General features: G+C 62.3%; 9 protein-coding genes and 1 pseudogene. 6 read left to right on the forward strand and 4 right to left on the reverse strand.

Annotated elements, in window-relative coordinates:
• Nucleotides 1–56 precede the first annotated feature (56 nt).
• From ACFPB1_RS06355 to ACFPB1_RS06370, 4 genes are all read left to right on the forward strand, one after another.
• A complete protein-coding gene (locus tag ACFPB1_RS06355) occupies nt 57–2,462 on the forward strand; it encodes an EAL domain-containing protein (protein WP_379223114.1) in 2,406 nt (801 codons plus the stop codon).
• A gap of 130 nt (nt 2,463–2,592) precedes the next feature.
• A complete protein-coding gene (locus tag ACFPB1_RS06360; RefSeq protein WP_379223116.1) occupies nt 2,593–2,895 on the forward strand; it encodes a hypothetical protein in 303 nt (100 codons plus the stop codon).
• Between the two features lie 1,377 nt (nt 2,896–4,272).
• Nucleotides 4,273–4,899, forward strand: a complete 627-nt coding sequence (locus tag ACFPB1_RS06365; RefSeq protein WP_379223118.1) for a hypothetical protein — start codon at nt 4,273–4,275, stop codon at nt 4,897–4,899.
• Nucleotides 4,836–8,936, forward strand: coding sequence for a X2-like carbohydrate binding domain-containing protein (locus ACFPB1_RS06370; protein WP_379223149.1), 4,101 nt, complete (start codon nt 4,836–4,838; stop codon nt 8,934–8,936). Before ACFPB1_RS06365 ends, ACFPB1_RS06370 begins: the two co-directional genes overlap by 64 nt.
• Before the next feature lie 253 nt (nt 8,937–9,189).
• Here the strand turns inward: ACFPB1_RS06370 and ACFPB1_RS06375 are convergent, their stop codons facing one another.
• The gene (locus ACFPB1_RS06375) at nt 9,190–9,741 is read right to left on the reverse strand and encodes a TetR/AcrR family transcriptional regulator (RefSeq protein WP_379223120.1); all 552 of its coding nucleotides are present in this window, start codon (nt 9,739–9,741) and stop codon (nt 9,190–9,192) included.
• A gap of 118 nt (nt 9,742–9,859) precedes the next feature.
• Between ACFPB1_RS06375 and ACFPB1_RS06380 the strand changes: the two genes are divergently transcribed.
• Nucleotides 9,860–10,600 carry an SDR family NAD(P)-dependent oxidoreductase gene (locus tag ACFPB1_RS06380; protein WP_379223122.1) on the forward strand — a complete coding sequence of 247 codons (741 nt, stop codon included), beginning with the start codon at nt 9,860–9,862 and terminating at the stop codon, nt 10,598–10,600.
• A gap of 290 nt (nt 10,601–10,890) precedes the next feature.
• On the opposite strand, the pseudogene ACFPB1_RS06385 reads toward ACFPB1_RS06380, so the two are convergent.
• Nucleotides 10,891–11,207 (reverse strand): annotated as a pseudogene (locus ACFPB1_RS06385) (alpha-amylase family glycosyl hydrolase); the annotation flags it as partial.
• A 293-nt stretch (nt 11,208–11,500) separates the two neighbouring features.
• Between ACFPB1_RS06385 and ACFPB1_RS06390 the strand changes: the two are divergent.
• On the forward strand, nt 11,501–11,836 hold the full coding sequence (locus tag ACFPB1_RS06390; protein WP_379223124.1) for a general stress protein: 336 nt from the start codon (nt 11,501–11,503) through the stop codon (nt 11,834–11,836).
• A 426-nt stretch (nt 11,837–12,262) separates the two neighbouring features.
• On the opposite strand, the gene ACFPB1_RS06395 is transcribed toward ACFPB1_RS06390, so the two are convergent.
• Entirely contained in the window at nt 12,263–13,066 is an 804-nt protein-coding gene (locus tag ACFPB1_RS06395; protein ID WP_379223126.1) for an SDR family oxidoreductase, read from the reverse strand.
• Nucleotides 13,067–13,662: 596 nt separating this feature from the next.
• A partial coding sequence (locus tag ACFPB1_RS06400; protein WP_379223128.1) for a hypothetical protein occupies nt 13,663–13,944 on the reverse strand: 282 nt, incomplete at its 5' end.

Consider the following 13,944-nt stretch of genomic DNA (forward strand, 5'->3'; position numbering starts at 1 on the left):
AATCATACGAGAAATGAGGGACGGGTTTGCATCACGCGCACGGGACTTACGATAAGATGCTGGTGTGGTTTTCTTACGCGGTGGCGGTCGTCGCCGCCTATACCGTCTTGGACCTGGTCGGGCGGATCAGCACGGCGAAAGGCGCTTCCCGCTGGGGGTGGCTGCTGTTCGGCGCGGCGGCGATGGGGCTTGGCATCTGGTCGATGCATTTCGTCGGCATGCTGGCGTTCTCGCTCGGCGTCCCGGTCGCCTACGACCTGGTGAAGGTCGTCCTGTCCGTCGCGGCGGCGATCGCCGCGTCGTTCGCCGGGCTGTTCGCGGTCGGCCGCAGCCGCCCGTCGGCGCCGCGGCTGCTCGCGGGCGGGCTGCTGCTCGCGACCGGGATATCGGCCATGCACTATACCGGCATGGCGGCGATGCAGATCGGCATTGCCTACGATCCGCCGCTGTTAGTCTGCTCGGTCCTGATCGCAGTGGCAGCCTCGCTCGCGGCAATGTGGCTGGCGTTCTACCTGCGCCGGGGCGGCGAGCGGAGCGGCGTCTGGAAGAAGCTCGGCGCCAGCCTGATCATGGGGGCCGCCGTCGCGGGGATGCATTATACGGGCATGCATGCCGCGCGGTTCGACCCGGCTGCCGCCTCGCTCGCCGCGCGCGGCCTGGTGCTGGACCGGACGTTCCTGCCCTACGTCATCGCGGTGGGCACGCTGTTCACGCTGGGCTTGTCCTTGTTCGGCATTTACGTCTCCAACCGGTTGTCTCGTCAGCACTCCGAGCTTCGGCAGAACGAGCATTGGTACAAGTCGCTGTTCGACAACAACCAGGACGCGATCGTCTCGATCGACACCGCGCATCGCATCACGGGCTTCAACGCGGCGGCGGCCGAGGTGACGGGCTTGTCCGGCGAGTGGCTGCGGGGCCGCACGATCGAGGATCTGCTTCCGTATATCGCCGAGGAAGAGCGGGAACGGACGCGCGAGCAATTCCGAAGGTCGCTGGCCGGCGAGGCGCAGAGCTACCAGACGGCGATCGTCCATCGCGGCGGAGGACGCATCGAGCTGAGCGTCGTGAACGTGCCGGTCGTGCAGGACGGGGGCATCGTCGGGAGTTACATAATCGCCAAGGATGTGACGGAAGAGAAGGCAGCGAAGGAGAAAATCCAATACCTGGCCTTCCACGACGAGCTGACGGGGCTGCCGAACCGGCGGATGCTGAACCGGTCGCTCGCGGAGCTGATCGACGGCCGAGCCGAGCGCTTCTCCGTCATGGTGATGGACATGGACCGCTTTAAGCTGATCAACGATTCGCTTGGCCACACGTACGGGGATCAATTTTTGCAGGAAGTGAGCAAACGGATCTTGGCCTGCCTCGACGGCGAGCAGGCGACGCTGGCCCGGATGGGCGGCGACGAATTCACGCTGCTTTGCGACGGCCGGTACGGGAAGGACGAGGCGGAGCGGTTCGCGAAGCGCATCATCGCGGCCGTCGGGGTGCCATTTCACCTAAAGGAGAACGACTTCTACGTGACGGCCAGCATCGGCATCGCCTTCTACCCGCAGGACGGGGAGGACGCGGTGCAGCTGCTCAAGAACGCCGATACGGCGATGTACCAGGTCAAGAAGAACGGGAAAAACGGCTTCCAATTCTATACCGGGGAGCTGAATGCGCAGCTGCAGCATAAGATCGAGCTCGAGGTCGAGCTGCGGCAGGCGCTCGCGCGGGAGCAGCTGTACCTCGACCACCAGCCGCAGATCCGGACGGGCGACGGCCAACTCATCGGCGTCGAGGCGCTCGTCCGCTGGCTCCATCCGTCCAGAGGCGTCGTGTCGCCGGGCGTCTTCATCCCGATCGCGGAGGAGACAGGCCTGATCCACGAGCTCGGCACGTGGGTGCTTCGGGAGGCGTGCCGGCAGATGAAGCGGTGGCACGAGGCGGGCGGCCCGCTCATCGCGGTGTCCGTCAATCTGTCGACGCAGCAGTTTCACCAGCCGAATTTGGCGCAATACATCATGAATATATTGGAAGAAACTGGTCTGGCGCCGCAGTTCCTGGAGCTGGAGATCACCGAAAGCATGATGATGGACGCTTCGGTCTCGATCGGCATCCTGAACGAACTGACCGATTACGGCATCCGGATCAGCCTCGACGACTTTGGCACGGGCTACAGCTCCCTCAGCTATCTCAAGCTGCTGCCGATCCACAAGCTGAAGATCGACCGCTCCTTCATCCGCGACATCACGGAGAACCGGAACGACAAGGCGATCGTGGCGACGATCATCGCGATGGCGCACCATTTGAACATGGACGTGATCGCGGAGGGCATCGAGACGAAGGAGCAGCTGGATATTCTGACGGACAACGACTGCGAAAAAATCCAAGGGTATTACTACAGCCGTCCGCTGCCCGCGGCCGAGGTGGAGCAGACGTTCTTCGCGCCGATGCGCAGCGCGGCCCTGCAGCGCTGACGTAAGGGGCTGCCTGTGTCTGGCTGATGCCGCCGGCGTTCCCCGGAAAAGTTGCTCCCGGCCGCCGATTGAGGCACAATAGAAGGCATCGCAGCATCCTGCGCTAGACGGCATGAGAAGGAGGCGCCCCATGGCATTCGGAGTGACGCGCGAGGAGCTGGCGCGCTGGAAGGCGGCGGCGTCGCGCGGCGAGATCGCCTACTTGACCCATTACTGGCTCGAGCCGCGTTTCCAGGGCATCAAGACCGTCACCAAGGTCGGCTGCGACGACCTCGAGAAGCTGGCCGCCTGGTGCCGGCGCAACGGGCTGGATCCGGCGTACATTCACCGCCGCAACCCGTTTCCGCACTTCGACCTGATCGGCGACAAGCAGGTGGAGATTCTAAAGCGGGAAGGGCTGTGGGACCAGCTGGAGCGCTTCAGGCTGGTGTAGCCGGCGGCCTCGCGGCGCTTCGCCGCGGCCGGGCAAGCCTTGCGGACAGGCGCCGTTTTCGCCCCATCGGGCGGAAGCGGCGCCTTTTTGGCTTGGCCGAGGGCTAGCCGGCGTCCGCCGAAGCAGGCGCCGGACGTCAGGGCCGGCCGCCGGCGCGGCTCCAGCTGCGCGGCGCTAGGGGGGCCGGCCGCCGGCGCGGCTCCAGCTGCGCGGCGTCGGAGTCGCCCAGCCGCCCGAACGGGGCCGCAACGTTGAGGCGCGAGGGCCGACAGCCATCTGAGCGGCCAGGAGATCCGCTATTTCACGATTCTAGCGCATTTTTGACATTACGCGGCCACAGGAGCCGTTAATCGCCTCCAAACAAGATAAATTGAGGGTCGAAGAGGAGAATAGCGGAATGTGTGGCCGCCAAACGCACAAAACGCTCGAAAACGCCAAAATAGCCGCTGTGGTGGCCGCGTAGGTGCGGCGCTAGGTTATGGCTGCATATACGTGTGGCACTAGGTGGCGGCCGGTTAGGTGCGGAGCTAGGTAGTAGCCGCATACGTGCGGAGCTAGGTAGCAGCGGCATAGGTGCGGAGCTAGGTAGCAGCGGCATAGGTGCGGTGCTAGGTAGCGGCCGCATAGGTGCGGGGCTAGGTGGTGGCCGCATAGGTGCGGGGCTAGGTGGTGGCTGGTTATGTGCGGAGCTAGGTAGCGGCCGCATAGGTACGGCACTAGGTGGCGGCCGCATAGGTGCGGCACTAGGTGGTGGCCGTGCGCAGTGCTCGCCGCGGCGCCGAATCAACGCCGCAGCATTGCGCCCCGCCCCCAATCGTTCGCCGCCGCATCATCGCCTCGCCCCCCAATCGTTCGCCGCCGCATTGCGCCCCGCCCCCCAATCGTTCAACGCCGCATCGCGCCGTTCCCTCAATCGTTCGCCGCCGCATCGCCCCGCCCACCAATCGTTCACCGCCGCATCGCACCTCGCCCCCGATCGTTCACCGCCGAAAGCGCGGCCAATCGGGAGAAATGGACGCCCCAACGGGAAGTGTACCTGCCGCGTTCGGGAAGAATCGTACGGTAAACGACCGAAATGTACCTACTTTTGGCAGCGGGGTTCGTCTACAATCGGCTTTACGTAAGCGCTGTCATCCTTGTGGGTCGCATCGCCGCCCGATACGCGCCGCCTCCTGCGGAAGGAGCCGAGCTCCGAAATTAAAGCGCTCTCAACTGGAGGCGAGCCGCGCAATCGGCCGCGGCCGCGGGCAACCGCATACGGAAAGGAGGCATTGACCGACGCGGCGCCGCGGATGGCCGTACCGCTGTTTCCGGCGGAGACCCTTCATCCAGTCGTACCAGCGTTTGCACGATCTTATTCATAAGGGGATGCGTACATTGAATCGTTATGCAAGGCGTCTGCGGACACCGTGGATCGGGTTCCTGCTGGCAGCCGTCATCGTCGCGCAGTTCGGTTGGGTCGGACCGCGGGCGAACGTGGCGGAAGCCGCCGACAACGGCCTCGCGCAAAAGCCGTACATGGGCTGGAGCAGCTACAGCTTGCAGGTCTACGACGGACCGTCGGGCAATTGGATTTCCGAAGCGAAGATCAAGCAAATGTCCGACGCGATGCACGAGAAGCTGCAGTCGCACGGCTACAACTATATCAATATCGATGCCGGCTGGAACGGCAGCATGGACGAATACGGGCGTCCCGTACCGAGCACGACGCTCTATCCGGGCGGCTTCGAGAATCTCGTCGACTACGTGCACAACAACGGGCAGAAGATCGGAATCTACCTGATTCCGGGCGTTTCGCCGCAAGCGGTGGAACAGAATTGCCGGTCTATAACGCCGACGGATGCACCATCGGCGATATCGCCGTCAAACCGTACACGACCGCGGATTACTGGAACCTCGGCTACAAGATCGATTTCAGCAACCCGTGCGCGCAGAAGTACATCGATTCCATCGCGGACGAGATCGCGTCGTGGGGCGTGGATTTCGTCAAGTTCGACAGCGTGACGCCGGGCTCCGGCCACAACGACACGTCGATCGACGCGCGCGACGACGTCAAGGCGTGGTCCGAAGCGCTGAGCAGACACCATATTTGGTTCGAACTCTCGTGGGCGCTCGATCATAACTACGTGGATTTCTGGAAGAAATACGCGAATGGCTGGCGCGTCGACTGGGACGTGGAATCCTATAATCCGGCCGTCGGCATGACGCAGTGGAGCAACATCGCCCGTCTGTTCCCCGACGCCGAGCTGTGGTGGCGCGACGCGGGCCCGGGAGGCTGGAACGATTTCGACTCGCTCAACATCGGCAACGGCGCCACGTCCGGCCTGACGAAGGACGAACGGCAGACGGCCATGACGCTGTGGGCCGCTTCGTCGGCGCAGCTGTACATCGGCGACGACATCGCCAATCTGGACGATTACGGACTCTCGCTCCTGACCAACGACGAGGTCATCGCCGTCAACCAGGCCGGCCATCCGATTCATCCGGTCTCCACGGCTTCGGACCAGCAGGCTTGGTACGCCAACAACGGCGACGGCACGTATACGGTCGCGCTGTTCAACCTCGGCAGCAAAGGCGCCAAGGTCGGCGTGAACTGGAGCGACATCGGTCTGAACGGCTCGGCGTCGATCCGCGATCTGTGGAGCCATCAGGAGCTCGGCAGCTCCTCCGCGGGCATCGAGCCGGTGTATCTCGAGCCGCACGCTTCCCGTCTCTTCAAGGTGACGGCGCAGAGCGGTTCCTCGATCGTCAACGACGACGACACCGGCATGAAATACGAAGGTGCGTGGACGCGCAATGGCGGCAACGAGCTGGTGCGGGACGCGCAGGACCTGTCCGTCATCGTGACGGATCCCGTCGGTACCGCAACTGATGAACCGGCCGGCGCGGGCGGCGGCGCGAACGGCAGTCCGGACGGCGGCACGCCTTCGGCGACGGAGGACGCGGCGGCTGTCCATACGATCATGATCAACGACAATGACCCCGCCATTCAGTACAAGAATCAGTGGGGCTACAGCAGCGGCCGGCCGTACAACGACTACCAGGGCGACGTTCATTACGGCGAGCCGAAGGACGGCACGCAGCCGGAGATGACGTACGGTTTTACCGGCACGGGCATCGAAGTCTGGGCCGAGAAAAGCTCGAGCAGCGGCAAGTTGGACGTGTACGTCGACGGCGAATTGAAAGACACCGTCGATACCCAGGATTCCGTTCAGGCGGGGCAGGCGGTGGCGTACGCCGTGTCCGGTCTGGCGCAAGGACCGCATACGCTGCGCGTCGTCCGCAACGACGGCGGCGAGCACTATTTCCTGCTCGACGCGCTCAAGGCGACGGCGGAGACGCTGCTCGGCGAGCCCTCGTCGGCCGGCTTCAACAAGGACGTCCCCGCGGACATTACCGTACCGCTGCCGTTCGGCGCCAGCTCCCTGAACAGCATCAAGCAAGGCGGGACGGCGCTGCAGGCGGGAACCGATTATACGGCAAGCGGCAACACGGCGACGATTACGGCGGCGTATCTCGCGCAGCAGCCTTCCGGGCAGCCGGCGCAGCTGACGTTCGCGTTCGCCGGCGGCGACACGCAGAGCCTGTCCATCGCGGTAAGCGGCACGTCAATCAGTCCGACGGCGGCTCAGTTCGATAAACGGCCGACGGCGCAGCGCGACATCGACGTGACGCTCGCGCTTCCGGACGGCAACAGCCTGACGGCCGTCAAGAACGGCGAAGTCCCGTTGACCGCGGGCGAAGATTACGTGGTCGACGGATCGACCGTACGCATCTTGAAAGCGTACCTGGCCGCGCAGCCGGTCGGCGATACGAGCCTGACGTTCGAGTTCGCGCAGAGCGCGCCGCGCTCGCTCGTCGTGACCGTCAGCAATTCGGCTTCCCCGGGCCGTTACGTGATGGTCAACAACAACGACCCGTCGATCCGCTACACCGGCGGCTGGAACAACAGCGGCGGCCGCAACATGGGCGACTACAAGGACGACGTGCAGTGGACCGAGGCCGAAGGCGCCTTCTTCACGTACACGTTCCAGGGCACGGGCATCGAGTACATCACGGAAGTGGATCAGTCTCAAGGCGACGTCGAGATTTTCCTCGACGGCGTGAGCCAAGGCAAGGTCAGCACCTACGGCGCGGATGCGCATAACAAGCCGCAAGTCGCGGTCTACTCCGCGCAGGGACTGACGAACGGCTTCCACACGCTGAAGGCCGTCAAGAAGACGGGCAAGTTCATGCTGCTCGACGCGCTGCGGGTCCAGCTGCCCGACCTGATCGACGTCTCGTCGACCGACTACGAGAAAGGCGCGGCAGACGGCGTCAGCGTCAACCTGACGTTCGGCGCGGATAGTCTGGGCGGCATCTGGAACGGCGGCGCGGCGCTGGCGGAAGGGACTGATTATACGATCGACGGCCGGAAGGTCACGATCGCGAATACGTATCTGGACGCGCAGCCGGCCGGCACGACGACGCTGACGTTCCGCTTGAAGGGCGATTACGCGGACGACGTCCACGCCGCGGCCGAGGACGGCAGCGCCTATGCGTACACGTTCCGAGGCACCGGCGTCGAGCTGCTCGCCCCGACGAGTCCGAAGCAGGGCGACATGGAGATTTACATCGACGGCGAGCTGAAGGCGACGGTAAGCGCCAGCGCGGCGGACCGGACCGCGCAGACGAGCCTCTTCCGTTCCGATGCTTTGGCGGACGGCACGCATACGATCCGCGTCGTCAAGAAGTCGGGCGAGCTCATGCTGGCGGACGCGTTGAAGTTTGATGTCTCCGCGGGGACTGTCTCGCCGCCGATCGGTTCGGGCGGCGGCATCGTCGTCACCGATCCGTCCGCGGTGCAGGTCGTCCGCACGACGCAGCCGGACGGCACCGTGAAGGATGAGCTGGCGCTGACGGGCGATAACGCCCGCGCTCTGATCGACAAGCAGAAAGCGGCCGGTCAAAGCGCGGTTACGTTATCCGTGCCGGACGCGACGGATGCCGCCGCGCTGGCCAGCGTCAAGCTGGCGGCGGACGCGGTGAAGCAGCTGGCCGCTAGCGGCTTCGATCTGGACATCGACGCGGCCAATGTTAAGCTGCATATTCCGAACGCGCTGCTGAAGAAAGCGGACGGCAGCCTGTATATCGAGTTGACGCCGGTCAAGTCGGCGGAGCAGGGCGCGCAAATCGAGGGCCGTGCCCAAGCATCCGCGGTTATCGCGGCCGGGGCGAACGGCGGCACGCCGGAGCTGGCCGGCCGTCCGGTCGACATCGCGACCAACCTGCCGCAGGGCGAAGTGACGCTCGTGCTGCCGCTGTTAGGCGCGGACGGTGCGCCGGGCACGCTCGGCGTCTACATCGAGCACGGCGACGGCTCGAAAGCATTCAAGACGGGCGAAGCGGCGTCTTTCGGAGACAAACCGGGCGTCCGGTTTACGACGGCGAAGTTCGGCACGTTCGCGCCTTTGATGCTGGCCGGTGCGGCCGGTGCCAAGCCGTATATCCAAGGCTTCGACGGTCATCTGTTCAAGCCGGGCAACACGCTCACGCGCGCCGAGCTGGCGGCGATCCTCTCTCGCGTCGCGCCTGACGCCGGCGGAACGGCTGGCAAGGCGTACAAGGACATGAAGCCGGGCCACTGGGCGGCCGGGGCGATCGCGAAAGCGACGGCGGCCGGCCTGATGAGCGGCTACGCCGACGGCAGCTTCAAGCCGGAGCGGCCGGTCAGCCGCGCGGAAATGGCGGCGATCGCCGTTCGTCTGTCGGGCAGCGCGGCCAAGCTGGGACCGGGCTTCACGGACACGGCCGGCAGCTGGGCGGAGCAAGCGATCCGCACGGCGCAAGGCGCGGGCTTCCTGCAAGGCTACGCGGACGGCAGCTTCCGGCCGGACCGGACGCTGACGCGCGCCGAAGCGGTCGTCGTGCTGAACCGCGCGCTCGGCATCCGTCCGCTGAACGCGGCGCAGTCGTCGTGGAGCGATGTGCCGAGCGGCTTCTGGGCACTCGGCGACATCGAGGCAGCGTCCGCCGGCGGCAGCGGCGGGCAGGACGCCTAATTGAATAAGCGGCTAGCGCAATGTAAAAGCCGGGACGCGATCGTGCGTCCCGGCTTTGTTGCGCGCGGGCGGCTATCCCGCCGCGATTGAGATTTGGTTGGGGCGGGCAAGGGGAGTGCCGCGGCCAAGAACGGTACCCAGCACGGTACATGCGGCCGAATCCGCGATTTTCGCAGCAAGAACGGTATCCGATACAAGCAATCTTAGCATGAAAGAATAAGTGTTCGCGGAAATTAAAAACCATCTTACGAAATTATAAGATGGTTTTTGTATTAAAAAAAGGTTCAACAAATTTCCAAGTCCGCTCAAAATCGTCTTGCGTATGCTCATCCCAAAAGTCGGCGAACATGGGGTGATGAAAACGCGAAAACAAGCCAATCAAACACCGTTTTTCTTGGCGGTCCGTCATACCGGAAACGGCCCCGAGGCTGTCAATCAGGTCGTTCATGTGTCTTTCAACGAGCTCAGGCTTAGTGCTTAAATACTCTGCATAGAGTTTGAACATGACAGGTTCAGCCTTGTAAGCGGCGTGTTTAGCGCTCGCGAGCGTCCAAAACCAGTCGTGAATCGTCTCGGATCGCGACTTTTTCGGGTCAACTTTGTACGGGAACAGGTCAGCCAGCATAGCATCAAGCCAGTTAAAAGCGAGCAATTCCCAGAGATCTGCTTTATTTTTGAAATGCTTGTACAGTGCGGGTTGAGAGATATTTACGGCTGCTGCGATATCCGTCAAACTCACGTTTCCGTAGCCTTTTTCCAACAGCAGTTCCTGCGCTTTTTCTAAAATTTTTTCCTTGGTATTCATGCTTTGATTTTATCACAAGTTATAATTGTTGACAAATATAACTCCGGAAGCTATGATATTATCTATCAAGCGGTTATAAAATGAATTAAATATAACTTGATAAAGGAGAAATCAATGTATGAAAGCACTCATCACAGGTGCAAATAAAGGCATCGGCTTTGCTATTGCGGAAGCTCTCGGAAAGTCAGGCGTTGGAATTTTGGTTGGCGCACGCAGCGAAAGCCATGGCCAAGAAGCAGTGAAAAAGTTGTCAGCACAAGGTATTACAGCAAGCTTTGTCAAAATTGATTTGAACGATTTTGACACGATTCACAACGCTGCAGAAGAAATCGATCAGCTTGATCTGCTTATCAATAATGCGGGAATTCCTGACAGTCACAAGGGTGATCGCCCCGACCTTGACATTAGGAAAACAGCGTTTGACTACACGACCGACGACCTCCGCGAGACACTGGAAGTCAATTTCCTCGGGACGCACGAGATGATTAGAAGTTTCCTGCCTAAACTCGCTGCAGACGGAAAAATCGTGAACATCACGATACCGATTCAGCCGACTAATTACTGGCATCCGCTCGCTTACCAGACCAGTAAGGCCGCACAAAATGTGATGGCGATGAATTACGCGCTGGAGTTCAAAAATACGGGCAGCAGAAAACAAATTTTTGGCATCATGCCTGGTGGTGTGGCAACGGATCTCAACGGACTTACCGCTGGCGCGTTGGATGGCTACATCAAATCAACTGAAGAAGCAGGCGAGTTTATCGCGAAACTCGCGCTTGACATGGAAAACCACAACGGTCAGATGATTCAATATGACGGGAAAATCGTTACGGATTACGAAGTGCAACTACACGGATAACTTCAAATACCGGGAAATGCAGAAAATTCCAATCCAATATAACCCAAACAGATGATAAACAAACGCTCCAACTCCAAAGAAAAAGCCGCCAATATTGACGGCTTTTTCTTTCGTTTGCTTTTTGAAATGAAACCTTCCACCCAAATATCAAGTGAGGTTCCCAGTATGGTACATACGGCTAAATTCGTATTTAGCGGCCAAGAACGGTACCCCATACGGTACATGAGGCCGAATCCGCGATTTCGCGGCCAAGAACGGTACCACGTACCGTACATTCGGCTCTGCTCGCCTTCGCCCAGCCGCTCGTAGACGATGCGCTCGTCCCCCTCGTCGGCCTTCAGGAAGCGAAAGCGGCCGCACCGCAGCGCCGGGCGGGACTTGCGCAGCCCGGTGAGCAGCTTGTAGAAGTCGAACAGCTCCCGGTCCTGGCGGTCTTCAGGCCGATTTCGTCGCCGTAGAAGACGCACGGCGTGCCGATGTACGTCAGAAGGAACACGACCGCGAGCTTCAGCTTCAGCTTGTTTCCGCCCACCCGCGTCAGCACCCGCGGCATGTCATGGCTGGACAGCAGGTTGAAGATGACCTCGTTCGTCCCCTGCGAATAGCGGCGAGTGGTGGAAACATTCCTGAAACATGTGCGCCAGCTCCTTTTGCTTGTCGAATAATCGAATAGGAGAAGAAGGGGAGGACATCGGACGGAATCGGCCTGCGCCGCAAGAGCGCCTTTTTTTGCGTTCCTACACACGTATCGAGGTGAATCGCCGGCTTCCGCGCAGCGTTCCAGGCGGCAGGCCGAACGTCCCGCGGCCGGTCCCGGAGCTTGTTTCAAGGCGGCGGCCCGGGGGTAAATCCAGACTAGCCTCACCTGGCAAATCCAATTTGAAAGCGGAGGGATTCACGATGCAACCGATGAAACCGAGCGTTCAAATCGTACCGACGGCCATGGATGCGCTGCATACCGTACAAGAGCTGAACCGGCGTGGATACAGGCAGGAAAACATTTACGTGCTGGCGCACGACAGCGGCCAGACGAAATCGTTGTCCGACGCGGCGGACGCGAACGAGATCGGCATGAAGGAAGAGGGCATGTTCACCGCGATGGCGAACGTGTTCAAATCGAGGGGCGACGAAATTCGCTCGAAACTGACGGCGATCGGCTTGTCCGACATGGAAGCGGAACGTTACGAAGAGGAGCTTGATCGCGGACGCGTACTCGTTATTACCAACGTTCATTAATCATCGAAGCGCAAGGCAATTGGCCTACGCTCCGAACCGTTGCGGCGAGGTCGCCGTCCTCCGGGACGCGCGGCCTCTTCGCGCGCGAAGATACATGGGTGCCGGCACGAGCCGGAGCCGCATTCCCGGTTGTACATAGCGAATCGACAACAAAACGACCTCCAGAGCGCCGTGATCCCTGAAACGGCAAGCCGGAGGTCGTCCTATTGTCGTTCGGCCGGGATTCCGCCGCGGTCCGCGCGTTGAGCGCGTCCGCCCCCGCCTGGCTGCCGTAAACAGGCGAAACCGGCCGGCTCCCTTGCCGCGCGCAAAGGGGCCGGTCTCGTTCGCGAGCCGTGATCGGCAAGCTGCAGCTCCCGAGGTCTTGCGCCCTCGCTCGCTTGCTCGCTCACTCGTTGCGCCGGCGGCGCCTGTCCGAAGACGCGCTTAGCCGCGCAGCAGCGATTCCGCGCCGTCGATGTAGATCGGCGTGCCCGTAATGTGGCTCGACGCTTCGGAGGCGAGGAACAGGACGAGGTCTCCGACCTGGGACGCCCGGCCGGGCGCGTTCTCGAGCGGCTGGTCGCCCTCGGGAAACTCGACCGGGATTTTGATCTCCTCCACCGCCGGCGTCGGATGCGTGTTTTGACCGATATGCGTCTTGATCGCGCCGGGGCAGATCGCGTTGACCCGGATGCCGTACTGCGCCAGCTCGAGCGCGGCCATTTGCATGAACGCCACTTGTCCCGCCTTCGACGTGCTGTAGGCGCTCATGCCGAAGTTGGAGAACACCCGGTTGCCGTTGATGGAGCTTGTGATGACGATGCTGCCGCCGTTTTGCTTCAGGAACGGCACGGCGTATTTGACCGTCAGGAAGGTGCCTTTGAGGTTGATGTCGAGCGTCGTGCTCCAGTCTTCCGGCGTCAACGTCTCGATCGGCGCCAGCGTCCCGTTGATGCCCGCGTTGGCGAAGACGGCGTCGAGCCGGTCCCAGCGGGTCGCGGCTTCCCGGATCGCGCTCTCGATGTCGCCGGCCTGCGAGATATCCGCCTCGATGGCGATCGCCTCGCCGCCCGCTTCCGCGATCCGCCGCTTGACGTCCGCGACGCGGTCCTCCTTCACGTCCACGAGCGCGATCCGCGCGCCCGCCTCCGCCATCCGGAGCGCCGCCGCCCGGCCGATGCCGGAGCCCGCACCCGTGATGACGGCGACTTTGCCGTCCATGCGTCCTTTGCCGTTCGTTCTGGTCATACGGGTCAGTCCTCCCTTTCGATTCGGTGGATTCGTCGGATGGATGTTGTCCGCATCCACTCATAACCGTTTTTGCCTAAACGCAACCAAATATACGCGCATCCGCGAAAGGCCGGCCGCCGCGCGATCGGCCCGGCTGGGGCGACGCGACGTCGGCGGCCTGCGGGCAAGCGGGAGCAGCGGCGTCGCGCCACGCTTCCCGGCCGAATCCGCCAATAGCCTGGATTTCCGCGGCCGTACCCGCGAGCCTGACGATGAGCAGCCTGCTTCCGCGGACGGATCCGCCGGTTGGTTGGACTCGCGGCCGAGCGCGCGGAAGAACGGACTAGACGCCTCGGCGGGGCGTGCTGGCTAGCTGCTTGGAATTCCGTGGCGTGCTCCCGGCTGCACTCCCGGCCGCGAAAAAAGATGCCCTCGATTCCGCAGTCACGGAATCGAAGGCATCATCGTTAGTCTAGTGGGGAGACGGGCACAAGCCGCTCGGCAGCTCCGCCGGTCATCCTAGCGCGGATAGCATGGGAGGGAGCTAAGCGGACAGGAGATCCGCTATTTCGCGAATTTTAAGCGATTTTGGTTTTTCGCGGCCACAGGAGCCGTTATTGGCGTGAATGACTGCCGTACAGGCCGGTTTGAGGGCGAATAGCGGAACGTGTGGCCGTATAATTGGAAAAATGGCTCGAACGGACGAAATAGCGGAACGTGTGTCCGCTCAGATGCTCGCCGGTGTCACGTGCCGCCAGCGGCCCAGCGCGCCCGCCGCTGCCGCGAAGCGCCGCGTCCAGGCGCCCCCGCAACGAGGCGCCGCGACCAGGCGCGCCCGCCGCTGCCGCGAAGCGCCGCGTCCAGGCGCCCCCGCAACGAGGCGCCGCGTCCAGGCG

It is taken from the genome of Paenibacillus sp. GCM10023250 (assembly GCF_042653205.1).
Taxonomy (GTDB): Bacteria; Bacillota; Bacilli; order Paenibacillales; family Paenibacillaceae; genus Paenibacillus_Z.